Below are 24570 nucleotides of genomic sequence, written 5' to 3'. Positions count from 1 at the left end.
ATCGTCTTTGCGGTTCCTGGCGCTTCCGCCAAATCGCAAAATCTCTGGCGATGCTAACCAAGGTAGGGATTGAACAGAAGCCGCGAGGCGTTAAGCAAGGAGCAGAAGCTGATTTGCTCATCGGCCCCGCCGATCCCGCGATCAGCAAAAGCCTGCCGAACGAGGAGTTGTGATGAGCCGCATCGAGACCCTGCTGTCCAAGATGACGCTGCGAGAAAAACTCGGCCAGCTCAATATGGTTGCCTCGGGCTATGCGGTGACCGGCCCGTTGCTCGGTGGGGACTCGCCCGATGCCATCCGCTCCGGCGATATCGGCAATCTTCTCAACATGGTCGGCGTCGATCACGTCAACGAGGTCCAGCGCATCGCCGTGGAGGAATCGCGCCTCGGCATTCCGCTGCTGCTCGGCTTCGACGTCATCCACGGCCACAAGACGGCGTTTCCGGTGCCGCTGGCTGAGGCCGCCATGTTCGATCAGGCCGCCTGGGCCCGTACGGCGCGCATCGCGGCGGTGGAGGCCTGGAATGATGGCCTCGCCTTGACCTTCGCTCCGATGATCGATGTCTCCAGGGACCTGCGCTGGGGCCGCATCGTCGAAAGCGCAGGCGAGGATTCCTGGCTCAACGCCGAAATGGCGATCGCCAAGATCAAGGGTTTCCAAGGCTCGGATCTCTCGGCCGTCGGTTCGATCGCCGCCACCGCCAAGCATTTCTGCGCCTACGGCGCACCGGTGGCCGGGCGTGAATATGCTTCGGTCGATGTTTCCGACCGCGCCTTGCACGAGATCTATCTGCCGCCCTTCGTGGCCGCCGTGAAGGCGGGCGTTGCGGCAATCATGCCAGCCTTCAACAGCCTGGCCGGCATGCCGATGACGGCGCATGAGCCGCTGCTCAAGGGCTGGCTGCGCGACAAGCTGGGCTTCGACGGCGTCATCATCAGCGACTACAACGCCGTGGCCGAACTGATGAACCATGGTGTGGCCGGCAACCTGGCCGAGGCCGCTGCTCTCTCCCTGCGGGCGGGTGTCGACATCGACATGGTCTCCAACGCCTATCGCAAGCACCTGCCCGAGGCGCTGTCATCGGGCCTCATCACCATGGAAGAGATCGACGCCAGCGTGCGGCGCGTCCTCGGCCTCAAGGAGCGGCTCGGCCTGTTCGATCAGCCTTATCGGCGCGGCACGGCTCCACTGGCCGCCATGGCCGGCAAGATCGACCATCATGAAGTCGCCCGTGACGCGGCGCGCAAATCCTGCGTCCTGCTTACCAATTACAACGAAGCGCTGCCGCTCACGCGCACCGAGCGCATCGCACTGATCGGCCCCCTCACCGACGCCCAGGCCGATATGCGCGGCCCCTGGGGCGGCGCATCGGTCGCCGAGGACAGCATCACCCTGCGCACCAGCCTCGGCAAGGTCGCCACTGTCGTGGTGCATGCCGAAGGCGTGAAGATCAACTCAGACGACACCTCCGGCATCGCCACCGCGGTGGAGGCGGCGCGCCTCGCCGATACCGTGGTGCTATGCCTGGGCGAGGCGGCACCGATGAGCGGGGAAGCCGCCAGCCGCGCCCATCCGGAGCTTCCGGGCAAGCAGCGCGAACTCGCCGAGGCCATCCTGGCGCTCGGCAAGAAGGTGATCGTCGTGCTCTTCGCCGGCCGGCCGCTCACCTTGCCCTGGCTCTTCCCCAAGGCCTCGGCCGTGCTGATGGCCTGGTTTCCCGGCGAGCAGGCAGGCCCGGCCATCGGCGACCTCCTGATGGGGCAGGAATCGCCCTCCGGCCGCCTGCCGATAAGTTGGCCCGACACGGTCGGACAGGCGCCGCTCTACTACGAGCAATATCCGACCGGACGCCCCTTCAACCCGAACGACCACTACACCTCCAAATATATCGACGCCCCCAATGCGCCGGCCTTTCCCTTCGGCCATGGCCTCACCTATGGCGCCTTCAGCCTGTCCGGCCTGAAAGTGAGCAAAACGATATTCGGCCCCGACGATACCATCGAGGTCAGCGCCACGGTTACGAACACCGGCAAACGCGCCGCCTGGGAGACCGTGTTCCTGTTCACGCATGACCTGGTGGCGAGCCTGTCCCGGCCGTTGCTGGAGCTGAGGGGCTTCGCCAGGATCAGCCTCGATCCCGGCCAGAGCGGCACCGTCACCATCACCTTGGCAGCCAGGGACCTCGCCTTCCCCGGCAAGGACCTGCAGCCGGTTCTGGAAGCCGGCGACTTCGAGATCAAGCTGGGCTCGAGCGCCAGGCGCAGCCAACTCCTGAACACCAGGGTGACGCTCAAACTATGAGACGGACTGGCATAGGTTGCGATTGCCGGACCGTATTGTGGGTTTGAAAAATCCCGACGATCTGCGCGAGAAACTGGCCGCGGCGACACGCGTCGGGCAGTCCTTCGCGTGGGGCAGGTTCAGGAACGCAGGCGAATGTTCTGGCGCGTGAGCTGTGCGACGGAGGTACAGCCCATCAATTTCATGCCGCGCTCGATCTCGATCCGCATCAGCTCCAGGGCGCGTTCGACGGCGGGCTGCCCGCCGGCGGCAAGCGGGAAAAGGTAGTAGCGGCCCAGCCCGACGGCCTTCGCTCCCAGAGACAAGGCCTTGAGGACATGCGTCCCGCGTTGCACGCCGCCATCCATGATGACGTCGATCCGGTCGCCCACCGCATCGACGATCTCCGCCAGCTGGTCGAAGGCGCTGCGCGAGCCATCGAGCTGGCGCCCGCCATGATTGGACAGCACGATCGCGCTGCAACCGATCTCGGCCGCGCGCCGGGCATCTTCGACCGACATGATGCCCTTCAGGCAGAACGGCCCGTTCCAATGCGTGATCATCTCGGCGACGTCATCCCAGGACATGGAGGGGTCGAGCATCTCGGTGAAATAACGGCTGATCGACAGCGCTCCGCCGTCCAGCTTGAGGTGCTCTTGCAGCTGAGGCAGCTGGAAGCGTTCATGGGTGAGGTAGTTGACCGCCCAGGCCGGCTTGATCGCGAATTGCAGCATGCCGGCAAGTGTGAGCCTGAAGGGAATGGCAAAGCCCGTCCGCTTGTCGCGCTCCCGATTGCCGCCCGTGATGCTGTCGACCGTCAGCATCATCGCCTGCACGCCGGCGCTTTTAGCGCGCGCCATCATATCGCGATTAAGGCCGCGGTCCCTGTGGAAATAGAACTGATAGATTTGCGGCCCATCGCTGATCCGCCGCGCTTCTTCCAGGCTGACCGTGCCGAGCGAGGATACCCCGAACATCGTACCGTATTTTCCCGCCGCGGCCGCGACCGCCCGCTCGCCCTGGTGGTGAAAGAGGCGCTGGAGAGCAGTCGGCGAACAATAGACCGGCATGGCCAGCTTCTGCCCCATGACCTCGATCGACATGTCCACCTCGGCCACCCCGCGCAGCACGTTCGGCACCAGGTCGCAGGCTTCGAAGGCGGCCGTATTGCGCCGATAGGTCACTTCGTCATCGGCGCCGCCGTCGATGTAATCGAAGATCGGCCCCGGCAGACGCTGCTTGGCCAGGCGACGAAAGTCGTGAAAATTGCAGCATTGCCCGAGGCGCATCTGGTTGCTCGCTTGGTTCGGCCCGGGCGCACTCTAGGACATGGCCCGAAACATTGCCCAGGCCCTGCCATGCAGTTCGATGCAGAAAGCTGAGGATGACGGTTCGCGGCCCGGTCACGGGGGTTCCACTGGCGCTACACAGGCAAGGGAGGCAGGCTGAGGCATTGCTCGAAACTGAAGGGGCGCACGGTCAAGGGCGCGATCGAACTCGCCCTGGGATGTCTCGGATTCATCAAGATCAGCCTGGCTTCCGGCAGGACGGCTGATGGCACCGAGGCAAGCAGGGAGCGGCTGGAGGACAGCCAGTCATCGCCTCTCGCCCGCTTTTCGATTGGATCCGGCGTAGAGGGGATCGCCTCCGGTTCTTCGTCGGTCTCGGTCCAGCCCAGCAGATAATCCTGATCAATTCCTTCAAGATCACGCGGCAGATAGCGCAAGACGATGAGGACCGCGAGGGCCGCCTCCGAAGCGAAATTGACCACGGGCCGGCCCGGGGAGGTCCAACGGGCGCCATGGCGCTCCGCGCCGCTGCCATCGAGAGCCAGGAAAGGGCGCCGCGCCAATCGCCATAACCGCATGCCGGTCCGAAGCCTCATCGTCGCAAGAATTCAGCGCAGGCACATACTCTCGCAGCCGATTTATGCAACGGAAAAGTCATGGAGTTCCAATCGGCCGATCACCCGCTGCCTGCCGGCCAGCGTGGACAAGCCCCATAACACCCGTTCTGAAATTTTTTGGCCGTCTTGTCGGCTCCCCGCTCTGATCGACGTCCTTGTGGCAACGGGCGGATATCCCGCCCCCGCCAACACAGAGGACTGATCATGTCGAGCCAGACTGCCTCCATCTCCAGGGGTGCCTATTGGACGGGCATTGTGCTCAGCACCCTGGTGGTGCTTTTCCTCATTTTCGACGGCGCCATCAAGCTGGCGCCCTTGCAGGTGGTGATCGACACCATGCAGGGCCTGGGCTATCCGCCCGAGCATGCCCGCACCATCGGCGTGATCACCCTCGCCGCCACGGTGCTCTACGCCATTCCGCGCACCTCGATCCTGGGAGCGGTACTGCTGACCGGGCTTCTCGGCGGCGCCATCGCCACCAATCTCAGGGCGGGCACGCCGATCTTCAGCCACCTTCTGTTTGGGGTCTATCTCGGCGTGCTGATGTGGGGCGGCCTCTATCTGCGCGATGCCAGGGTTCGTGCCATCCTGCCCCTGCTGAGCTGAGGTGGAGGCTGGTTCAGCCCCGCACCATCACCGGGCCGCCGGCCGCCTTCTCGGCCTCGCTGAACTTGGCGGCGGCGCACAGGAAGGCGATGCCGCCGCAGACGAGGGCGATCTGGATCCACAGCGAATCGTGGCCCGTCATCAGCACCACCTGGCCGGCCCCGGCCAATAGCGAGAGCAGGAAGAACACCAGCAGGCTATGGCGTCCCAGCATGATCAGAGGCTGCATCACCCGCAATGAAGCGAGTTTCGGCGAGATGCCCAATCCGTAAATGAAGCTGGCCATGCCCAGGAAGTGCACGAGGCGGCCGAGGCCGAGATTGGTCTTGTCGAGGTCAAGCCAGCCATAAACAGCCTCACGCACGCCGAAAGACAGGCCGAAGCCGTTGGTGACCACGAAGGCACCTGCGAAGACGATCAGGCCGCCAAGGGCGAACAGCGGCTTGGAGATCGCAAGCCGGCCCTGCTGCAGCAGCAGGCCGACGGCGATGCCAATCGCCATCATGAACTGCCAGGTGAAAGGATTGAAGAACCAGCCACCGGCGATCGGCCAGGACGGCAGGTTCCAGCCATAATAGCGGGCCAGGCCGTAGAGCACAGCCGAGGCGGCCAGCATCACACCGATATGCAGCCGCGCCAGATAGAACAGAGCAGGCACCAGGGCGATAAGGGCGATATAGAGCGGCAGGATGTTGAAATAGCCGATCTGGTGGCCAAGCGAGAGCGTGCCGAGCAGGAAGGTGCTGGCATCCTGGGTATAGAGGTCACGTCCATGCATCGCCATGAGATCGGGCATCCGCCAATGCAGCGCACCGGCTGAGAAGATCGCGATGCCGGCCAGCGTCATCAGGACATGGACGCCATAGAGCTTCAGGGCGCGCTTGCCGAGCGCCAGGGAGACGTCGGCCTCCTTGCCGGCGTTGAACTTGCGGCCATAGGCCAGCGCCATGGCGACACCGGACATGAAGACAAAGGCCTCAGCCGAATCAGACAAGCCGAAATTACGCGAGGTGATGACCTCGAAGAGGTTGCCAGGCATGTGGTTGATGAAGATCGTGCACAGCACGAAGCCGCGCCACATATCGACGGAGATGGCGCGCTGATTGGGCTTCACCGCCGGGCTGGCAGCGACCGGGCGCGGCGGGTTTTGCCGGCGATCGGCGACATAGTCGATCAGCAGGCGCACCGCCTCGCAGGCACCGAAGATCAGGATTGCGGTGAGGGCGAACAAGGCCAGCGCCGGAAGCTGGGCGGGCGCCAGCCACAACGTATAGAAGGGCTGGATGAACAGGAAGGTGACGACGGTAGCCGTCAGCAGGATGGCGAACAGGCCGATCCCGAAGCCGAACAAGATCTCAGCAAGTACAACCGCAGGTAGAAACACGAAATATGAATAGCTATGCCAGCCCAGATAGGCCTGCAGGAAATAACACGGCACGAACAGAAAGGCCGTGAGCAGATAGGGGCGGATCGTCTTCACCAGTTGGGAGGGGCTGGATTGAATGTTCATGACACGCGCCTTCCACTTCCATCAAGTCGTCTCGCCGCGACGCGCTCGGATTGCCGCGACCGGCCACCAACACTTTGGTACCCTTCTTTCAGCGCCTCGCTCAACTGAGTCCTGGAGCTTGGGGCATAGTGGCGGTCTCATCCTGTACGAGGGATGAACGAGCTGGGAGCAAAAAAGTTGCCAGAAAAATTGCCAGAAAAGCTGCTTGGCGTGTTGCATCATCGCCACGCCGGTCGACAAAATTGACGTCAAACCGCTTTTGATTGGAATTTTGTGATTGTTTCCCAATTTGTGACACAGCTTGTCGGCATAAGCGCTCCGTCAAGCAGCCTCAGCGCGCGGCGTGTTCCGGCATCGATCCCGTCTTTCAACGGCAACGATGCAACGGATGTGTCCAGCGATTGCCGGCTTTCGACGAATTCGCTTGTCGCACGGACACAATACGAGCTTGAAATGCGCATGGCTTGGCCGGAATCCGCACGTGTTTTTTCTGTTCTCCGCAGGATCTCAAACGCTTGCGGAGTTTCCCGATACTGCCCGCGAATGGGCAGTATCGGGAAACTCCGCTTGGCCGCGGCGCTTTGCCTCGGCCTCCTGGCCGGACTGGCGGGCGGCAGTCACGGTGCACAGGCCAGCACGCTCGAGGAAATGTCCTTTCCCAGCAAGGCCTTGGGCAGGCCTTTGACGGTGTCGGTCTATCGGCCGGACCTGCCGGCCCCGGAAACGGGTTGGCCGGTGCTCTATCTCCTCCATGGGCGCGATGCGAACAATCGCGACTGGTCCTCTCTCGCCACAATCAAGGCCACGCTCGATCGCCTGATCAAAAGCGGGCGGATCAACCCGATGCTGGTCGTGATGCCGTCCGCCGGCAATAGCTGGTATGTCGATTCCGCCGATGTGAAGGGCCCGGGCAACTACGAAACCGCGCTCCTCAACGAGTTGCCGACCGCTTTCGAGAAGCGCTTCGCGCCCCATTGCACCCGCAAGTCCCGTGCCATTGCCGGCATTTCCATGGGCGGCTTCGGCGCGCTACGCTTCGCCTTCAAGCGGCCGGATCGCTATGTCGCGGTCGCCAGCCTGTCCGGGGCTCTGTGGCAGAACATTCCGACCTCCCAGACCATGACGGCATGGCCGGGAGCGAGCGGCAGCTATTTCAAGCGCATCGATCAGGCGACCGTGGTCGGCGGGCCCGACCTGCCACCGGAGGGCGCCCATTTCGGCGGCGCTTTCGGTACGCCCTTCGATGCCAGGCGCTTCAATGACGCCAATGTCTTCACCTTGCTCGCCCGCCAGATCGAGGCCGGTAGCGAACTGCCGGCGATCTACCTTACCGTCGGTGACCATGACGGCCTCAATTTCTGGCGCGGATCCATGGCGCTCTACGAGACGCTGATGGCCGACAAGCTCAACATCGAATTCCGCGTCACCGATGGCGACCACACCTGGTCGCTGTGGCGCAAGACCATCGAGGACGCCCTCGAATTCGTGGATTCGAAATTCACCCCGGTGACCGCTCCGCCCCTGGTGGCCGTGAGCCCCGCCATGCCGAGCGCCGCCAGCGGCGAACCAGCGCCCAAGATGGCCGGCGGCGAGACCGTGGTGAAATAACCCGGCCTCGGCCTCAATATCCCGATACCTCCATAAATCGGCGAGTTGAGTGCGCCGGTCCCGCGCACTCGCACGCCTCATTCCGGCAAGACAATGCCGAGCTTGGCCATCACGCCGCCATCGATCTTGAAATCGCTGCCTGTGATGAAGCGCGCCTTGTCGCTGGCCAGGAATGCGACGGCCTCGGCAATCTCCCAGGGCTGGCCGATGCGTCCGATCGGGTGACCCTTGCCCCAGGCGGCAAGCGTGGCTTCCGCGGTCGAATCGCCCTTGTGGAGATCGGCGGCCCAGCGCAGCATCGGCGTGTCGACAGAAGCCGGACAGACGCTGTTGACGGTGATGTTCTCGCCAGCATGGTCGAGCGCCATCGCCCGCACCAGGGCGTTGATGCCGCCTTTGCTGGCGGTGTAGGCGGCGACGGAGGTCTGCGACGCGAAGGCCTGTACAGAAGAAATCGCCACGATCGCGCCGCCACCGCGCCGGCGCATTGCGGGAATGGCGTATTTGGCTGCCAGATAGATGCCCTTCAGATTGACATCGAGCACGTCGTCCCAGATCTCCTCCGGCGTCTCGACCACCGTACCGTAGCGCTGGATGCCGGCGCAGCACACCAGGATGTCGACGCCGCCGAAGGCGCTGGCCGCCTCGGCCGCGGCTGCCTCCATGTCCGCCGCCTTGCGTACATCGCCTGTGAAGCCACGGGCCTTTGAACCGAGGTCCGGGAGCGCCGCTTCGATGGATGCCTTGTCATTGGCCACGATGAGCACGTCGGCTCCACCCTGCGCAAAGCGCGTGGCGCAGGCCAGCCCCATGCCGAGACTGCCACCGGTTACGATCACGGACTTGCCGGCAAAGTCACTCATGCATTCCCCCTTGCGTCGTCGGCCCCTGCGGGACTGACGCTTCCTTTTCTGTTGTCGAGCGTCTGTAGGAAGATTCTGCCGCACTGTCCCGTTTTTTGAAAGCCACGCCAGGCTCTCGCCATTTTGCGATTTTGTCGGCCTCAAGAATCGCGAAGACGCCCCGAACCAAGGAACTGGAGCGAAGAAGCGTTGGGGCTTGGACGCATTCTCCTCGAAAGCGCGCCTGTGCTGTTGCAAAAATGTCCCATTTCAGGCAGGAGCGGCACTGGCTGACCGGTTTGTGCCGCAGCGGCCATTGATCTGCCATAATGGAGCTTCCAAAAAGGCAGTTCATTCTACTAAATTGTTTTTGTTTTTTTATTTTGATCCAGTTGGTCTCGTGGCGCCACATCGCTCGGATGGGGATGCCAAGCGCCGCAGCGGCTGGCATCTTGCGATAGGGCGCGTGATGATAGCAGCAATTATTCGGCGTTTTCTTCCTTCCAATCGAGTCGCCCAGCGTCATCAGCTGCCAATATTCGCCCTCGCGGCTTTGCTTGGCTCGACCGCCATGGTGCCTGTGCTCGTCTCGCCGGCCGCGGCGCAGATGCCCAATGCGGGCCCTCCCGCTGTGGGATTCATCGTTGCCGCCAAGATGCCGATCACCCAGACACAGCAATTCATCGGCCGCGTCGAGGCGATCAATCGCGTCAGCGTGGTGGCGCGCGTCACCGCCCAGCTCGAGGAAACCCCCTTCACCGAAGGACGCGAGGTCAAGAAGGGCGAGGTTCTCTTCCGGCTGGAACAGCCGCCCTACCAGGCCGCCCTCGACGTCAACAAGGCCCTGATCGCCCAATATGAGGCGCAGCTTCGCAACGCGAAGCTGACGACCGAGCGCGCCCAGGCACTGCTCAAGACGCCTGCTGGCCAGCAATCGACGGTCGACACGGCGATCGCCTCGCAGCAGGCCCTCGAAGCCCAGATCCTGGGGGCCAACGCCCAGTTGCGCACCTCGCAGATCAATCTCGACTACACCACCATCGCCTCGCCGATCGACGGCAAGATCGGGCGCTACGCCGTCACCACCGGCAATATCGTCGGGCCGACCACCGGAACCCTCGCCACCATCGTCAGCCAGGATCCGATGTATGTCACCTTCCCGGTCCCGTCGCCGCAATTCCTGGAAATGTCGAAATATTACGGTAGCCGCGGTGGTTTTGCCGCCGTGCGCATCAAGCTGAAGCTGCCCGACGGATCGACCTATGAGCAGGACGGCAAGCTCAATTATGTCGACCCGACCATTGCCAACGGCACCGACACGGTGACCCTTCGCGGCGAGATCGCCAACCCGACCATCGCCGGCGCCCAACCCGGCGAAATCAACCGCCGGCCGCTGATCGACGGCGAGTTCGTCACCGTCCTGCTCGAGGGCGTCGAGCCGATCCAGGTTCTCGGCATCCCGCGCGGTGCCGTACTGACCGACCAGCAGGGCAGCTATGTCTATGTCGTCGGTCCCGACAACGCCGTCGAGCAACGGCGCGTTCAGCTCGGCCAGACAACGCCGGCAACCGCCATGGTCTCGGCCGGCCTCAACGAGGGCGAGAAGGTGATCGTGGACGGCATCCAGAAGGTCCGTCCCGGCATCAAGGTCGCCCCCTCGCCGGCCCCCGCCTCCAACAATGGGGCGGCCAAGTAAGATGTTTTCATCCGTCTTCATCGACCGGCCGCGTCTTGCCGTCGTCATCGCAATCGTCATCACGCTGGCGGGCGCGCTCGCCATGGGCTTCCTGCCCGTCGCCCAATATCCCGACCTGGTGCCGCCGCAGGTCTCGGTCAGCGCGACCTATCCGGGCGCCTCGGCCGCCGTGGTCGAATCCTCCGTGGCCCAGCCGCTGGAAGCGCAGATCATCGGCGTCGACAAGATGCTGTACATGCAGTCGAACAGCGGCAACGACGGCAGCTACGGCCTCACCGTCTCCTTCGCGCTCGGCTCGGATCCCGACATCGACACGGTGAACGTCAACAACCGCGTGCAGGCGGCGCTCGCCAAGCTGCCGGATACGGTGCGAACCCAGGGCGTGACGGTGCAGAAGCGCTCGTCCTCGATCCTGCAGTTCGTCATGTTCTCGTCGGACGATCCCAAGCTCGATCCTCTTTTCATCACCAATTATCTGGCGATCAACGTGCTCGACCGGCTGTCGCGCACGCCCGGCGTCGGCCAGGCCAGCTTGTTCAGCCGCCAGAACTACTCCATGCGGATCTGGTTCGATACCCAGCGCATGACCAATCTGGGGCTGCAGCCCTCCGATATCGCTAGCGCGATCCAGGCGCAGAACGTCCAGGCGCCGGTCGGGCGCATCGGCGCCCAGCCTGCAGCAGCGGACCAGCAATTGCAGCTCAATCTGCAGACTCAGGGACGCCTGGCCACGCCCGAGCAGTTCGGCAATATCGTGGTGCGCGCCAATCCCGACGGCTCCGTGCTGCGCGTGCGCGACGTCGCTCGCGTCGAGATGGGAGCCCAGAACCTCGATCAGACCGCTCGCCTCAATGGCAAGCCGGCCGTCGCCGTCGCCATCTATCTGTCGCCTGGCGCCAATGCCGTCGCGACCTCCAAGGAAATCCAGAAGACCCTCGCGGAGGTTCAAAAGAACTTTCCCAAGGGGCTGTCCTCCACCATCGTCTATGACACCTCGACCTTCGTCTCCGACACCATCGGCGAGGTGATCCGGACGCTGATCGAGGCCTTCATCCTGGTGGTGATCGTCGTCTTCCTGTTCCTGGGCAGCCTGCGGGCCACCATCATTCCGGCCATCGCCGTGCCCGTCAGTCTGGTCGGCACCTTCGCCGTCATGCTGGCGCTCGGCTATTCGGCCAACACGGTGTCGCTGCTGGCCCTGGTGCTCGCCATCGGCATCGTCGTCGACGACGCCATCGTCGTGGTCGAGAACGTCGAACGCGTGATGGAGGAAGAGCCGGACCTGTCGCCGGTCGCCGCCACCAAGAAGGCGATGAGCCAGATCACCGCGCCGATCATCGCGATCACCCTGGTGCTGCTGTCGGTGTTCGTGCCGATCGCCTTCATCCCGGGCTTGACGGGAGAGCTCTTCCGCCAGTTCGCCGTCACCATCTCGGCCGCCATGCTGATCTCGGCCCTCAACGCCCTGACGCTGTCGCCCGCTCTGTGCGCCGTCTTCCTGCGCCACAGCAAGAAGCGCGGCATCATGGCCTGGGTGATGCGGCGGATCGACAATGTCCGCGACGGCTACGCCGCCGTGGTGACGAGGCTGGTGCGCGTCTCCGTGCTTAGCCTGGTCGCCGTCGCCGCCTTTGCGGTGGGCACCTATGTCCTCTCGCAGAAGACGCCGACCGGCTTCGTGCCGGAGGAAGACCAGGGCGCCTTCTTCATCGTTCTGCAATTGCCGGACGGCGCCTCGGTCAACCGGACTACCGCCGTGGTGGAGCAGGTCGAAGGCATCCTCAAGCAGATGCCGCAGATCCAGGACAATCTGGCGATCGTCGGCTTCTCCTTCCTTGACGGCGCCGCCCAGTCGAACAGCGCCTTCATGGTGGCGCGCCTGAAGCCGTTCGAGGATCGCAAGAAGGCGACGGACTCGGCTCAAACGGCGATTGGCAAGGTCTTCGGCGCGACGCAGGCGATCAACACCGCCCAGGTGCTCGCGCTCAACGTGCCCCCGATCATCGGCCTCTCCACCACCGGCGGCTTCCAGTACATGCTGGAGAATCTGGAGGGTGCCGAGCCGGTAGCCATGGCCGGCGTCGCGCAAGGCCTGATCGCGGCCGCAAACCAGGATCCGAAATTGTCGCGCGTGTTCACCACCTTCAGCGCGAACAATCCCTCGATCTTCCTCGATATCGATCGCGACAAGGCGCAGGCTCTGGGGCTGCAGATGTCGGACGTGTTCGCCACCCTGCAGGCGACACTGGGCTCGGCCTATATCAACGATTTCAACCTTTACGGCCGAACCTGGCAGGTCAACATCCAGGGCGAGATCGGTGATCGCAACGATACCGAGGCGTTGTGGAAGATTTATATCCGCAACAACAAGAACGAGATGGTGCCACTGCGCTCCATCACCTCGATCTCGACCCAACTCGGGCCGCAGACGATCGCGCGCTACAACAATTATCGCGCCGTGAGCGTCAACGGTTCACCCAAGCCCGGCATTTCCTCGGGCGATGCCATGACGGCGATGGCCGAGGTCTCGGCCAAGACCCTGCCACCCGGATACGGTTTCGAGTGGACCGGCACCTCCTACCAGGAAAGCCAGGCCTCCGGCCAGACGGGCATCATCCTCGGCCTCGCCGTGCTGTTCGCCTTCCTCTTCCTGGTGGCTCTCTATGAGAGCTGGGTGATTCCGATACCGGTGTTGCTCTCGGTGGTGGTGGCGGTGTTCACCTCCTTCCTCGGCATTCTGTTCATCCCGCAATTCCTAGCCTGGGTCGGCTCCATAACGGGCATGCCCGTCGCCACGCTCTCCCTCGACGTCTACGCCCAGATCGGTCTGGTGGTGCTGATCGCGCTCGCCGCCAAGAACGGCATTCTGATCGTTGAGTTCGCCAAGGAGCAGCGCGAAGCGGGCCTGCCGATCCGGGATGCCGCCATTCTCGGGGCCAAGATGCGGTTCCGTGCGGTGATGATGACATCGATTGCCTTCATCCTCGGCCTGGTGCCGCTGGTGATCGCCACCGGCGCCGCCATGGTCAGCCGCCGCGCCGTCGGCACCGCCGTGTTCGCCGGCATGCTGGGCGCCTCGATCCTCGGCATCTTCCTGATCCCGATGCTCTACGTCTTCTTTCAGGGCTTGCGCGAATGGGTGAAGGCCCGCTTCGGCGGCAAGGCCCATGCGTCGGGGGATACACCCTCCCATTAAGCTGGGCCCTTCCGCAGCGCTACATCCCCCGCCACGGCAACGTGGCGGGGTTTTTCATGCCTGAATGGGCAAAGGAAAGAACGGATCTGGCAACTTGGGGCGCGCCTTACTCTATTGCGGGGGAGCTTTGCGGCCTCAACCGGGAAATATACGACCCGTTTTGCCAATGCGCCCCCGCCGCACCGTTTGCAAGGATTTGAGGACATGACGGTCGGTGCGAGCGAATCCGCGCCGCGCAGGCGGAAAAAACGAAATAGCGAATGGCGAAGGAGCTGAACGCGGCCGGTGCATCAAGCAGTCCGGTACACCTGGCTAGAACAGGATCTACAAAAGAAAACGGAGGAATGAGCCTGCAACTCAATTCCTCCGATCCTGAATTCATCAACGTCGAGTTCTCACAGGTGAAATCTACGCTTGGATGCTACGTGAAGCACCGCCCGGCAGAAGAACACCCACAACCCCGCAACGCAGTCGCTAGCCTTGGCGCCTCTGCTAGCTTGGGTAGGATCTTACGGCAACACGCTCACAAGTCTACCCGTCAAAAATGCCGGGGTCTTTGCGAGAACATTCCTCCCGGCGTTTTTCGCTTAGAATTTCTCATTGAATTTCAACAAGATAGATCTTCAGGCCAATCTTGTCCCGGCGACCGGTCAAATCCATCCCCCTGCGCCAAACTCGTCCATTGTTGTTCTTGCATGCGACAGCACGCGCAGACGAGACCGCAAGTACAGCATCTGGAATCTATGGAAAGGACGAATGTTTTTTCTTTTCTCCTTTGCATGAATGGAGCAACCATGTAGAGAATATGGCCAAAATAGGGCTTTCATAGGTTGAGTTGGCCAAACACGATCCAGATGGAAACAATGACGGATAATTGTTCTGCGATTGCCTATATCGATACGGAATACAAAAATCCGCTGCGCGACAGAATTGCCCGAATCGAGGGATGGGTGTCGTCAGATCAGCCGATTGATTCATTTTCGGTCTTCGTCAATCGGCAGCAGCTCGGTTATGTCGATACCTGCGAGCGGCCTGACGTTCCCGTTGCAACCAACCGCCCGCACGCACTCGGCTGGAATGTCTATTTCGAACCCCGTAAACATTTGATCGGTGAACTCGGCACGATTCTGGTCGAGGTTGCGGTCAATGGCAACGTCGTTCAGCGCCGTTATCATCGCTATGACCCACGCCCCAATTCGGCGCGGCCAGCCATCTATTTCATGCATATCCCCAAGACGGCGGGAACCAGCACGCGGCGTGCCCTGCAAAGCGACCCGGATATCCAACTACTGCAGGTCTATCACCAGTACCCATGCCTGCATGAAGAGCAGTTCGCCACCTTCACCAACGGCGCCCTTGATGATGTCGACATCGTATTCGGCCACTATATGTATGGGCTTCACAGACATTCCGGCCGGGCCCACCAATATGTCTCCATCGTGAGAGATCCGATCGACCACGCCATCTCATGTTACCTCTACATGAAGTATGTCGTTGGGGATACGCGGATCGTCACATGCTCGTCGATCTTCGATGCATTCGACAATGTCGACGACGTGACATTCGATAATTACATCACGCGATATCTGGCCGGGTATGCAGACCAACAGAAAGTGGGCCCAGCGCAGTTCGAGACAGCCCTGAAAAACGTCAACAATGACTTTGCCTATATCGGTACGGTCGAAAATTACAGGCAAAGCCTGGAGGCAATCAGCTTCTACCTCGGCAAGGAGCTGCCGCATCATGTCGACAATGTCACACCGGCGTCGGATGAGATGGCGGCGCTCGACAAGAACGAGGTCGCAGAGCGTCTCGGCCCTCGACTGGCCCATGACCTGAAGCTTTATCAGGCGATACGCCAGAGATTTCCGAGCAACTATTTCTTCGAGACGCGTACGCAATCCCACGCGGGATAAGCCAATCAAGGACGGCGGTCCAGGTGCGGCTCGTTCATCGGCTCGGGCTGACTTGACGACCCCCGGCGTCCGGTTCAGGTTCACCGATGCGTCGCGAAAATGAAGGACTTTCCATGCGCACGAAACTGATTCTGGCCGCGATGGCCGCCAGCCTGGCAATCGGACTGAGCGCCTGCGCGACGGAGCGCGGCATCCCCTACAGTGCCACCGATTGCGCCCGCGCCGGCCGACTGCCCAAACACTGGACGCCGAGTGCCGGCAATTGGTGTCAGCATTTCAAACCGAGATGGCAGTCGAACCGCCATTGGCGTCAACCGGCCTGAGCCCGAGCGTTCGCGCCGGGAGGCGTCGTGCTCACCGCGATTTCGCGGAAATCGCGGGCGCTTTCTGCGGCATCGGCCCGATGCCGCCGGTTCTTGTAGCAGCATCATTTTTGCCGAAAATCGGGCGGCCACTTTTCGACACGGTGCTCTAACGCCGCTCCACGAAATCCTGCGACCTTGCCCTGCGACCTACTTCGCCAACCTTATCGCCAGCAACGTACTGAACAGTTGCTGCCTGTCCGATTCCTTCAGATTGGGCTCGTGAACGACCTTGAAGAAGCTGGCTCGTTCACTCGGCGTGAACGGCCCGCTCTTGAGGTCTTGCGCCACCTGTTGCAAAATCTCCTTGCTCAACTGGGCAATGTCCTGACGCACCTTGTCGAGCGGACGCGGTTGCCATCCCGCCTCCGGCTGCGCAAGCCAATCTGCCAGATAGCGATATTCGACAGCCTTGGCAGCGTTGATCTGGGCAATGATAAAGGGTTCCACCGTGACGGGATCCAGTCCCAGCTTCGCAGCCTCCGACTTGGCGCTCTCGAGCACCTTGGCCTCCTGCGCCAGATCTTCTATCGGCAGATGATTTTGCGCTTTATACCCAGCAACGTCCTTCATGTAGGAGAGACGATGGCTGACCTTTTCAGCCAGGGGCGTGATCTCGGCGGCAAAAGAGCTTATCTGAGCCGCCAAGAACAGGCTCACAAACAGCACTGGCAACAGCCGCGCCATTGCCTGATTCAATCCGATAGGTGACTTGTTCAATCCAGGATCCTCATGGTGATTGAAGCTGACCGTCCGAATGGCGCTGCGACCTATCCACACGATCGTGGAGGCGACTTCACGGATCGCGTGAAGCGCACTCGCCCGCTGCCGGCGCGAGATGCCATGATCCTCTTGCTCCACACGCATCGAGCCGACACTCTTTGTGCGTTCATGCCATGATTGAGGGAATCGGAAAACCGCGATGAATGAACTCTGGCGCTTGGACGCGATGAAAATCGCCGCGCTCATCAAATCCCGGCAGGTGTCTGCGCACGACGTCGCGATGGCGGCACTTGAGCGGCTGTCTGCCGTCAACCCATCGATCAATGCCGTGGTCGACATGCGGCCTGAAGACGTCCTGGTCCAGGCCAGCCGGATCGATGCCGCCATTGCCCGCGGCGAAGAAACCGGAGTGCTCGCGGGCGTTCCGGTTACCGTCAAGGTCAATGTCGACCAGAAGGGATATGCCACCACCAACGGCGTGACCTTGCAGCAGGATCTGCTGGCGACGGATAACAGCCCCGTGGTCGATAGCCTGATCGAGGCCGGGGCGATCCTTCTCGGTCGCACCAACACACCCGCTTTTTCCTATCGATGGTTCACGAACAATCGCCTGCACGGCCATACGAAGAACCCGCATGATCCCACGCTGACGCCAGGCGGCTCGTCCGGTGGTGCGGCCGCAGCGGTCGCGAGCGGCATCGGCCATATCGCCCATGGCACGGATATCGCCGGCTCGATCCGCTATCCCGCCTATGCCTGCGGCGTTCACGGCTTGCGCCCCTCGCCCGGACGCGTGGCGGCCTATAATTCCTCGTCCCCCGAGCGCGATATCGGCGGCCAGATCACGGCGGTATCCGGGCCGTTGGCCCGCTCGATCGACGACCTCGAGCTCGCGCTCAGAGTGCTGTCGCGCCGGGACGCGCGAGATCCATGGTGGACGCCCGTGCCCCTGAGGGGACCGGAAGTGGCAAGGCGCGTCGCCCTTTGTCTCGATCCGGGCAAGATCGGCACCTGCGAGCCGATCCGCGTCAAGTTGCGCGAGGCCGCCCGGTATCTGGAGGCGGCCGGCTGGATCGTCGACGAAGTCGAGGATCTGCCGCCGCTGCGCGAAGCAGCTGAGTTGCAGATCCGGCTCTGGATCGGCGAAGGCTACGAAGCCAAGCTGGCCGCCGCCGAAAAGGAGGACGATCCGGGGGCGCTCGCCGTTTTGCAGGGTCACCAGGCGCTTGGACGCTCCACGACCCTTGCCTCTTTTTCCCAGGCGCTGACCCGGCGCGCCACCCTGATCCGGCAGTGGCGGCTCTTCATGGAGGCCTATCCGGTGGTGCTGCTGCCGGTATCGGCCGATCTACCCTTTGAGGATGATCTGGACCTCAAAGGCCGGACTGCGTTCGAACGGGTCTGGAACGCCCAGATCCCGCAGATCGGCGTGCCCTTCCTCGGCTTGCCGGGGCTCTCGGTCTTTACCGGATTGAACGGGCGGACCCCAACCGGGGTTCAATTGGTCGCGCCGCGCTTTCGCGAAGATCTATGCCTCGCGGCCGGCGCGGTCATCGAGGCTGCCTTCGGACCACCATCCGTCGTCGATCCCGTCGGCAGTTGATCCTTCCTGCTGCAGCCTGGGAAGCTGCTCGCCCGCGCCATTCGCAGGAGCGGCACGGGCCATGGCGGAAAGGCCGGTCAAAAGACCGGCCCACCATCACCGCGTGTAGTCGAGCTTGCCGTCCGCACCCTTTTTCCAGGTGTAGAGGACATAGCCTGCCTTGGTCAGGTCGCCTTTCTTGTCATAGGAGAGTTCGCCCAGCACGGTCTTGAAGGCCTTGCCCGAATGCATGACCTCGGCGATCTTCTGCGGATCGACCGACTTGGCTTCATCGGCCGCCTGCTTGAGGATCTGCACGGAGGCGTAGGCATAGAGCGTGTAGGTTTCCGGCCTGAAGCCGGTCGCCTCGAACTTCTTGACCAGGCCCGCATTGGCCGGGTCTTCTTCGGGCCTCGGCTGGAAGGTCATCAGCGTGCCGAGCACGGAATCACCGCCGATGGTGGCGAATTCGCCGGAAGCGACGCCGTCACCGGTGAGCATCACGGTGTTGGAGCCCTGATCGCGCAGCTGCTTGAGGATGAGGGCTGCTTCGGTATAGAGCCCGCCATAGATCAGAAGGTCGACACCGGCGGATTTCAGCTTGGTCGCGATCGCCGAATAATCTTTCTCCCCGACATTGATGCCCTCGAACACCGCTTCCTTGACACCGGCGGCATTGAGATTCTTCTTGGCGACGTCAGCCAGCCCCTGGCCATAGGTCGTCTTGTCGTGGACGATGGCGATCTTCTTGCCCTTGTAGTTGGCCAGCGCGTAATCTGACCAGACCTTGGCCTGCTGGTCGTCGCGGCCGCAGGTGCGGAAGATGTTCCACAGGCCGCGTTCAGTCACCACTTCAGCTGTGGAACCGGGGGTGATTTCGATGACGCCATTGTCGGCATAGACATTGGAAGCCGGCGTGGTCACGCCGGAATTATAGTGACCCACCACCCAGGTCACGCCGTCGCCGACGAATTTGTTGGCGACCGACACACCCTGCTTGGGATCGGAGGCATCGTCGCCGATGGCAACCGACAATTGCTGGCCCTGTACGCCTCCGGCGGCATTGATATCCTTGACCGCCATGTCGACGCCGTTCTTGAACTGGGCGCCGATGGCGGCGTTGGGGCCGGTCATCGGACCAGCCACGCCAAGCTTGACCTGCGCCTGCGCGCTCGCACCCAGGGCCAGGGAGGCTGCAAATACTGCGCCAATCAGTAAAGATTTTCTCATGGAAAAATACCCGTTTCGTTCGATCAATTCGTGAGTCGATTGTATTTCTTCAGGATATCTCTGAGACGATCATGCGGAATGGCGAAGGAGACATTGTTGTCGCGCCCCTTCATGGTTTCCGCCGCGATCATGGCATTGATGATCGCCTCCTCGGTTGCCTCTACAGTTGCACGCATCAACGGGTCCATCTTGTCGTTGGACATCGTCTCGACTGTGTTTATCTTTTCTCGTGAGAAGGCACCAGAGTTCGCAGTGGAGAAGGCGATGAAGATATCGCCGTCGCCATTGCTGCCGAAACCGCCGGTCCTGCCGATGCCGACCGGCACGCGGCGCGCCAGCCGCTTAAGCTGATTGGGCAGCAGCGGTGCGTCGGTGGCGACGACGACGATGATCGACCCGTCCGATTCCTTGCGCTGCCAGGACACGTCGGGCATCAGGTCGGTGATTTCCTTGCCGACCGGCACGCCCGCAATGGTCAGATCCGGACGGGATCCGAAATTGCCCTGTACCAGCACACCGAGCGTATAGCCGCCGTCTTCCTTGGACAATTTGCGCGAGGAGGTACCCGTGCCGCCCTTGAAGCGGAACAGGTTCATGCCCGTACCGCCGCCGACATTGCCTTCGGCAATCGGCCCGGATTTCGCCGAATCCAGCGCAGCATAGACATGCTCTTTCTTCACATGCATGCCGTTGATGTCGTTGAGGATGCCGTCCCAAGTCTCGGCGACCACGGGCAGGACCCAATAAAGGTCGCGCAGCAGCGGGGCAACGAGCTTGTTCTCGGCGGACCATGAGATCACCGCGTCACGCACCACGCCGACGCTGTGGGTATTGGTGATCATGACGGGGCCTTCGAGGAAGCCGCTTTCCTCGACCCAGGTCGTTCCGGTCATCTCGCCATTGCCGTTGAGGGAGTACCAGCCGGCGTAGACAGGATCAAATTTCTTGCCGCGCGGCAGGATTGCCGTCACGCCGGTGCGGACCGGCCCCTTGCCGACCTTGAGCTTGCCATGGCCCTCGATGATGGTGGAATAGCCGACGGTTACACCCGCGACATCGGTGATGGCGTTGTTCGATCCGGGCGTACCGTTGAAAGGAATGCCGAGATCGCGAGCGCGGGGCTTTTCGGCGGCGAGGGCCGTGCCGAGGCTGAATGCCAGGGCGATCGCGCCTGCCGCACCCAAGAGGCGTTTCGCAAGGAGCCGTTTCGTATTCTGTGCCATGAGGTTCCTCTCCAGTGAGAATGAGCGTGCCGTCGCAGGCGCAATCGTGCATGGCCGGCCCCTGCCGGCGGCAATGCAATCAGCGGTGATGGTGAGCGGCTCCATCTCGGCGGCCGACGGCTACCCCAGCCAGCCAACCTGTCTTTTTCGGCTCGACGAGAACAGGAGGGGTCTAAGACGCCTTGCGCCTGGGCCGAGTGACCTGAAATTGCAAAGGCGCGTTGAAACAAAGTATTGGAGCAAACGGGCCTTCCGACATGAAGGCGCTTTTCCCGAGACCCGACGGGGCGTGCATGGTTCCCCCTTGTTTTCTTGCTATGGCCAAGCTTATGAGCTGGTTGTAGTTTCCGGGGGAGGATGATCGAGCTCTCGGTGGAATACCATGCCACAACCAGGGTATTTCCCGGCTCAAGCGATACCCTGAAGTGGGTAGACTATGCGATTCACCACGCAAGATTTGTCTTCTCATCGGCGTTTCGGCCATCTCCTGGAGCAGGTGGAGAGCGAAACCTTCTGGCCGCGATTCGCCGCCTTCCTGCGCGAGAGCGTGCGTTTCGATTCCTGGGTGGTGCTGATCTTCCGCAAGGCCCATTCACCCCTGCTCGTGCATGAGGGCGACCTCGACAATGTCGTCGACGAGCTGTTCGGCAGCTATCTGCGCCGCTATTTCACCGATGACCCCTTCTATCGCTTCGCCTTGGGGGGCTTCTCGCCAGGGATCTATCGGCTTGACGAGATCACCAGCCCGCAATTTCGGTCGTCCGCCTATTTCCGTGACTATTTCCGGTACAATGTTGTCGAAGATGAATTGCAGTTCCTCATGCCGTTCGGAAAAGGAGAAGAACGTCGGGGGATCTTGTCCCTCTCGCTGGGATCGGAACAACGCTTTTCCGAACAGGATTACGGCCTGCTCTCGTTGATGAGTCATTGGGTGCTGCCGCTGATCGGCATGGCCGCGCGCAGCGCCCTCGCAGACACCCAGGTGCCGGCCGACAGGCCGGACATCTCCTCGACCGCCGATCTGGAGCAGCGCTTGCGCGCCCATGACGGCCCCCACCTGACGGAGCGTGAAATCCAGGTCGCCTTGCTGCTGCTTTCAGGCCAGAGCAACAAGGGCATTGCCATCCATCTCGGCATCTCGCCGGAGACGGCCAAGGTCCACCGGCGCAACCTCTATGAGAAACTCGGCATTTCCAGCCAGGCCGAGATCTTCACCCGTTTTTTCGGCACGGGACGCCTTCAGGCCTGACGAAACTCGCTGGTCGTTTGGTTTCGGAATGAAGCGCCGCAAGTTAACTTCGCCGGCTAATAAATATCTTGAGCTGCCGTCGGCGGAACTGAAGCCAGCGATCCCACCCATGGCGATCGCTGGGGCGCCGCGACATCGGCAAGCAGGTTCCAATCAGCCCCGATCCCGCGGATTCCCGATCATGGCGCGCAAATCCGGGGCGCGTTCGAGCGATACACCCTCTTCGTGATGATCGAAGTCAGCGCACAAGTCCTGCCAGCGGATTGACTCGCGGCTATTCTCGGCCTTCCTGAGCAGGCATTGGCGATTCACTGGCGGGGTGGCGGCGCCCCCACGATTGATCCGGCATATGAGTGATGTTTCTTGACTGACGATCCCAAGGCCCCTGGCGAGGCGCGACAATCGGAAGGCCAAAGCTTCCACAGGCCCGGGCGCCGGCCCACGGTGGCCGATGTAGCGCGCGCCGCCAACGTCTCCTCGATGACCGTGTCGAACGTGGTCAACGAGCGGTTCGGCTCGATGACCAAGGAGACCCGGGCGACCGTGGAGCGGGCTATCCGCGAGATCGGCTATCGCCCCCATGCCAGCGGCCGCAGCCTCAAGCTTGCCAAGCGCTTCTCGATAGGCGTGGTGGTGATCGATGAATCGCCGACCTTCCTGGCCGATCCTTTCATCACCTATCTGATCGCCGGCCTCAGCAACTATCTCAACCAGCGCGACTACGGCCTGGTCGTCCAGGGCATGTCTGCTGAGCAGTTGCAGGAAGCCGCTCTGATGAAGCGGCATGAGACGGATGCGCTCTGCGTGTTTCTGTCGGGCCCGCAGGCATCGCGCCGCAAGCTGATCGCCCGCTTCGCGGCGCTCGATCAGCCCGTGGTGGTGTTCCAGGAACCGGTTCCTGACAAGCCCTTATTGCACTCCATCCGCCAGGACGATTTCGGCGGCGCCAGGGCATTGGCCGAGCATATGCTCGAGCGCGGCGTCGAACGGATCGTCTTCCTCGCACCGGAGGTCTCCTGGCCGGCGATCGAACAGCGCGTCGCGGGTGCGCGGGCTGCCATGACCGATGCCGGCCGCGCCGAAGCGTACAAGGTCGTCATCTGCGGTGACGGCGGCTTTGCGGCCACCCACCAGGCGCTGGCGGAGGAGACCGCCGCCTCCGGCTGGCCTTCGGCCGTGATGGGCGGCAACGACCAGATCGGCATCGCGGCCCTGAAATGGCTGGCGGGCCGTGGCCTGCGCGTGCCGGATGATATCCTTGTCAGCGGTTTCAACGCCTTCGACGCCTGGCAATATACCGATCCGGTACTCACCACCGTCTCCTCACCGGCCTATGCCATGGGCGCCAAGGCCGGCGAGATCGTGCTCGATACCCTGCACGGCAACCCGCCCGCCACGCGCGAACATCTGTTCCCGGTGGCGGTGCAGATCGGCGGTTCAACCTGAACGCCGGCCCGGCTTTCAGTTCGCCGCCTTGATGCGCTCGAGCGCCTTGCCTTCAAGATCTTCCACCCCCGGCTGGATCGGGGCGGCAAAACGGATATTGGCAAGATCCTGCTTGGTGAACGAGCCCTTCACGGAGGCCCTGACATTGTCCGGCAGCAGATCGATCCCGTCCTTCACGGCGATGATCGACCCCGTGGAAGCCGAGAGCTTCTTTACGATATCCGGGCGATAGACGAAGTTTATCCACTTGTAAGCGGCCTCGTCAGCCTTTCCCTTGCGTGGAAGCGAGAAGGTATCGATCCATCCGAGCGCCCCCGATTTCGGCGGCACATAAACGATATTGGGATTGTGGGTGACCAGCTTGAAGGCCGTGGAGTCCCAGGTTTCGGCCGCGACCACTTCGCCAGAGAGCATCAGGGCCGAGAGGTCGTCCCCACCCTGCCAATAGGCTTTGAGATTGGGCTTGCAGGCAATGAGCTTGTCGGCGACCTCATCGAGGATCTTCCTGTAGGCATCGAGATCGGAATAGGCTGCGAAAGGGTCTTTGCCGAGCGCAAAAGCGGTACCGACCAGAATGGTACGCTTGAGCCGCATCGAGGTGCGGCCCTTGAATTTCGGGTCGCACAGGTCGAGCCAGTCACGAGCCTCCGCGGCCTTGGTCTTGTCGACCATCAGGCCGGAGGTGCCCCAGTCAAACGGCACGGAATAGACCTCGCCCTTGAGGGAAGCATCGGCCTTGACCTTGTCCAGCAGCATCGGATCGAGTGCGTCGACATTTACTTTCGACAGGTCGATCGGCTTGTAGATGTTGTATTCGGCCTGCGCGGCGGCGACCCGGTTGAACCCGGGCTGGACGAGATCGAAGCCCGATCCGCCGGTAGCGCGGAGCTTGGCGATCATTTCCTCGTTGTTGGACAAGGTCACCTCGACTTCGATGTCGGGATATTCCTTTTCGAACAGCGAGATCACTTCATCCGGAGCATAGCCGCCCCATGTCAGGATACGCAATTTCTCCGCCTGGGCCCCGGCGACCGAAATGGTCGTCGCCGCGAGCGTGGCCATCACCAGTTTTGAAACCCGGCGTATGAACATTTTTCCCCTCCCCGATGAGAAAACCATCAAGGAAGAAGGGTGCGATGGCGGCCAGCGCCATTCCCGAAAGTTTGGGTATCCACTTTGGACCGTGGCGCGGCT

19 protein-coding genes are annotated in these 24570 nt (G+C 62.2%); 10 read left to right on the top strand and 9 right to left on the bottom strand.

Features of this window, described 5'->3' with window-relative positions:
- The first annotated feature begins 172 nt into the window (after window positions 1–172).
- Complete coding sequence (locus ACR9ZN_RS08060; protein ID WP_441771560.1) at window positions 173–2302, top strand: glycoside hydrolase family 3 N-terminal domain-containing protein; 2130 nt, start codon at window positions 173–175, stop codon at window positions 2300–2302.
- A gap of 119 nt (window positions 2303–2421) precedes the next feature.
- Here ACR9ZN_RS08060 and ACR9ZN_RS08055 read toward each other — a convergent pair whose 3' ends face one another.
- Together ACR9ZN_RS08055 and ACR9ZN_RS08050 are read right to left on the bottom strand one after the other, a co-directional pair.
- The gene (locus ACR9ZN_RS08055) at window positions 2422–3570 is read right to left on the bottom strand and encodes an alpha-hydroxy acid oxidase (protein ID WP_481271854.1); all 1149 of its coding nucleotides are present in this window, start codon (window positions 3568–3570) and stop codon (window positions 2422–2424) included.
- A 134-nt stretch (window positions 3571–3704) separates the two neighbouring features.
- Complete coding sequence (locus ACR9ZN_RS08050; protein ID WP_481271853.1) at window positions 3705–4133, bottom strand: RES family NAD+ phosphorylase; 429 nt, start codon at window positions 4131–4133, stop codon at window positions 3705–3707.
- Between the two features lie 258 nt (window positions 4134–4391).
- On the opposite strand from ACR9ZN_RS08050, the gene ACR9ZN_RS08045 reads away from it, so the two are divergent.
- Window positions 4392–4793 carry a DoxX family protein gene (locus ACR9ZN_RS08045; RefSeq protein ID WP_441771563.1) on the top strand — a complete coding sequence of 134 codons (402 nt, stop codon included), beginning with the start codon at window positions 4392–4394 and terminating at the stop codon, window positions 4791–4793.
- A gap of 13 nt (window positions 4794–4806) precedes the next feature.
- On the opposite strand, the gene opgC is transcribed toward ACR9ZN_RS08045, so the two are convergent.
- Window positions 4807–6303, bottom strand: a complete 1497-nt coding sequence (gene opgC, locus ACR9ZN_RS08040; protein ID WP_481271852.1) for an OpgC domain-containing protein — start codon at window positions 6301–6303, stop codon at window positions 4807–4809.
- Between the two features lie 567 nt (window positions 6304–6870).
- On the opposite strand from opgC, the gene ACR9ZN_RS08035 reads away from it, so the two are divergent.
- Entirely contained in the window at window positions 6871–7911 is a 1041-nt protein-coding gene (locus ACR9ZN_RS08035) for an alpha/beta hydrolase-fold protein (protein WP_434959909.1), read from the top strand.
- Between the two features lie 77 nt (window positions 7912–7988).
- Here ACR9ZN_RS08035 and ACR9ZN_RS08030 read toward each other — a convergent pair whose 3' ends face one another.
- Together ACR9ZN_RS08030 and ACR9ZN_RS08025 are read right to left on the bottom strand one after the other, a co-directional pair.
- Entirely contained in the window at window positions 7989–8774 is a 786-nt protein-coding gene (locus ACR9ZN_RS08030; RefSeq protein WP_481271851.1) for an SDR family NAD(P)-dependent oxidoreductase, read from the bottom strand.
- Window positions 8767–9279 carry a hypothetical protein gene (locus ACR9ZN_RS08025; RefSeq protein WP_481271850.1) on the bottom strand — a complete coding sequence of 171 codons (513 nt, stop codon included), beginning with the start codon at window positions 9277–9279 and terminating at the stop codon, window positions 8767–8769. The genes ACR9ZN_RS08030 and ACR9ZN_RS08025 overlap by 8 nt, the downstream gene beginning before the upstream one ends.
- 45 nt (window positions 9280–9324) lie before the next feature.
- Between ACR9ZN_RS08025 and ACR9ZN_RS08020 the strand changes: the two genes are divergently transcribed.
- From ACR9ZN_RS08020 to ACR9ZN_RS08005, 4 genes are all read left to right on the top strand, one after another.
- Complete coding sequence (locus ACR9ZN_RS08020; protein ID WP_434959912.1) at window positions 9325–10449, top strand: efflux RND transporter periplasmic adaptor subunit; 1125 nt, start codon at window positions 9325–9327, stop codon at window positions 10447–10449.
- Between the two features lies 1 nt (window position 10450).
- The gene (locus ACR9ZN_RS08015) at window positions 10451–13645 is read left to right on the top strand and encodes an efflux RND transporter permease subunit (protein ID WP_434959913.1); all 3195 of its coding nucleotides are present in this window, start codon (window positions 10451–10453) and stop codon (window positions 13643–13645) included.
- Between the two features lie 854 nt (window positions 13646–14499).
- Complete coding sequence (locus tag ACR9ZN_RS08010) at window positions 14500–15561, top strand: sulfotransferase family protein (RefSeq protein WP_454819207.1); 1062 nt, start codon at window positions 14500–14502, stop codon at window positions 15559–15561.
- 113 nt (window positions 15562–15674) lie between these two features.
- On the top strand, window positions 15675–15884 hold the full coding sequence (locus ACR9ZN_RS08005) for a hypothetical protein (RefSeq protein WP_156771536.1): 210 nt from the start codon (window positions 15675–15677) through the stop codon (window positions 15882–15884).
- A gap of 189 nt (window positions 15885–16073) precedes the next feature.
- On the opposite strand, the gene ACR9ZN_RS08000 is transcribed toward ACR9ZN_RS08005, so the two are convergent.
- Complete coding sequence (locus ACR9ZN_RS08000; RefSeq protein ID WP_481271849.1) at window positions 16074–16892, bottom strand: chorismate mutase; 819 nt, start codon at window positions 16890–16892, stop codon at window positions 16074–16076.
- Between ACR9ZN_RS08000 and ACR9ZN_RS07995 the strand changes: the two genes are divergently transcribed.
- Window positions 16846–18249: an amidase family protein gene (locus ACR9ZN_RS07995; protein ID WP_481271848.1), complete on the top strand. Its 1404-nt coding sequence runs from the start codon at window positions 16846–16848 to the stop codon at window positions 18247–18249. The genes ACR9ZN_RS08000 and ACR9ZN_RS07995 overlap by 47 nt on opposite strands.
- 96 nt (window positions 18250–18345) lie before the next feature.
- Here the strand turns inward: ACR9ZN_RS07995 and ACR9ZN_RS07990 are convergent, their stop codons facing one another.
- The gene (locus tag ACR9ZN_RS07990; RefSeq protein WP_434959918.1) at window positions 18346–19458 is read right to left on the bottom strand and encodes a branched-chain amino acid ABC transporter substrate-binding protein; all 1113 of its coding nucleotides are present in this window, start codon (window positions 19456–19458) and stop codon (window positions 18346–18348) included.
- A 23-nt stretch (window positions 19459–19481) separates the two neighbouring features.
- The gene (locus ACR9ZN_RS07985) at window positions 19482–20681 is read right to left on the bottom strand and encodes a DmpA family aminopeptidase (RefSeq protein ID WP_481271847.1); all 1200 of its coding nucleotides are present in this window, start codon (window positions 20679–20681) and stop codon (window positions 19482–19484) included.
- A gap of 436 nt (window positions 20682–21117) precedes the next feature.
- On the opposite strand from ACR9ZN_RS07985, the gene ACR9ZN_RS07980 reads away from it, so the two are divergent.
- The gene (locus ACR9ZN_RS07980) at window positions 21118–21930 is read left to right on the top strand and encodes a response regulator transcription factor (RefSeq protein ID WP_481271846.1); all 813 of its coding nucleotides are present in this window, start codon (window positions 21118–21120) and stop codon (window positions 21928–21930) included.
- Window positions 21931–22293: 363 nt separating this feature from the next.
- Window positions 22294–23376 carry a LacI family DNA-binding transcriptional regulator gene (locus tag ACR9ZN_RS07975; protein WP_454819217.1) on the top strand — a complete coding sequence of 361 codons (1083 nt, stop codon included), beginning with the start codon at window positions 22294–22296 and terminating at the stop codon, window positions 23374–23376.
- Window positions 23377–23391: 15 nt separating this feature from the next.
- Here the strand turns inward: ACR9ZN_RS07975 and ACR9ZN_RS07970 are convergent, their stop codons facing one another.
- Window positions 23392–24468, bottom strand: a complete 1077-nt coding sequence (locus ACR9ZN_RS07970) for an extracellular solute-binding protein (protein ID WP_454819219.1) — start codon at window positions 24466–24468, stop codon at window positions 23392–23394.
- Between the last annotated feature and the right edge of the window lie 102 nt (window positions 24469–24570).

It is taken from the genome of Labrys sp. HAY1-8F (genome assembly GCF_056754975.1).
This window is presented reverse-complemented; position numbering and strand designations above follow the sequence as displayed.

What these genes read in the sequence shown, in the direction of transcription:
- opgC (WP_481271852.1), bottom strand. Translation starts at nt 6,303, where the DNA reads ATGAACATTCAATCCAGCCCCTCCCAACTGGTGAAGACGATCCGCCCC.
- ACR9ZN_RS07985 (WP_481271847.1), bottom strand. Translation starts at nt 20,681, where the DNA reads ATGGCACAGAATACGAAACGGCTCCTTGCGAAACGCCTCTTGGGTGCG.
- ACR9ZN_RS08055 (WP_481271854.1), bottom strand. Translation starts at nt 3,570, where the DNA reads ATGCGCCTCGGGCAATGCTGCAATTTTCACGACTTTCGTCGCCTGGCC.
- ACR9ZN_RS08045 (WP_441771563.1), top strand. Translation starts at nt 4,392, where the DNA reads ATGTCGAGCCAGACTGCCTCCATCTCCAGGGGTGCCTATTGGACGGGC.
- ACR9ZN_RS07980 (WP_481271846.1), top strand. Translation starts at nt 21,118, where the DNA reads ATGCGATTCACCACGCAAGATTTGTCTTCTCATCGGCGTTTCGGCCAT.
- ACR9ZN_RS07990 (WP_434959918.1), bottom strand. Translation starts at nt 19,458, where the DNA reads ATGAGAAAATCTTTACTGATTGGCGCAGTATTTGCAGCCTCCCTGGCC.
- ACR9ZN_RS08010 (WP_454819207.1), top strand. Translation starts at nt 14,500, where the DNA reads ATGGAAACAATGACGGATAATTGTTCTGCGATTGCCTATATCGATACG.
- ACR9ZN_RS08025 (WP_481271850.1), bottom strand. Translation starts at nt 9,279, where the DNA reads ATGACGCTGGGCGACTCGATTGGAAGGAAGAAAACGCCGAATAATTGC.
- ACR9ZN_RS08030 (WP_481271851.1), bottom strand. Translation starts at nt 8,774, where the DNA reads ATGAGTGACTTTGCCGGCAAGTCCGTGATCGTAACCGGTGGCAGTCTC.
- ACR9ZN_RS08060 (WP_441771560.1), top strand. Translation starts at nt 173, where the DNA reads ATGAGCCGCATCGAGACCCTGCTGTCCAAGATGACGCTGCGAGAAAAA.
- ACR9ZN_RS07970 (WP_454819219.1), bottom strand. Translation starts at nt 24,468, where the DNA reads ATGTTCATACGCCGGGTTTCAAAACTGGTGATGGCCACGCTCGCGGCG.
- ACR9ZN_RS07995 (WP_481271848.1), top strand. Translation starts at nt 16,846, where the DNA reads ATGAATGAACTCTGGCGCTTGGACGCGATGAAAATCGCCGCGCTCATC.
- ACR9ZN_RS08005 (WP_156771536.1), top strand. Translation starts at nt 15,675, where the DNA reads ATGCGCACGAAACTGATTCTGGCCGCGATGGCCGCCAGCCTGGCAATC.
- ACR9ZN_RS08020 (WP_434959912.1), top strand. Translation starts at nt 9,325, where the DNA reads ATGGTGCCTGTGCTCGTCTCGCCGGCCGCGGCGCAGATGCCCAATGCG.
- ACR9ZN_RS08000 (WP_481271849.1), bottom strand. Translation starts at nt 16,892, where the DNA reads ATGAGCGCGGCGATTTTCATCGCGTCCAAGCGCCAGAGTTCATTCATC.
- ACR9ZN_RS08015 (WP_434959913.1), top strand. Translation starts at nt 10,451, where the DNA reads ATGTTTTCATCCGTCTTCATCGACCGGCCGCGTCTTGCCGTCGTCATC.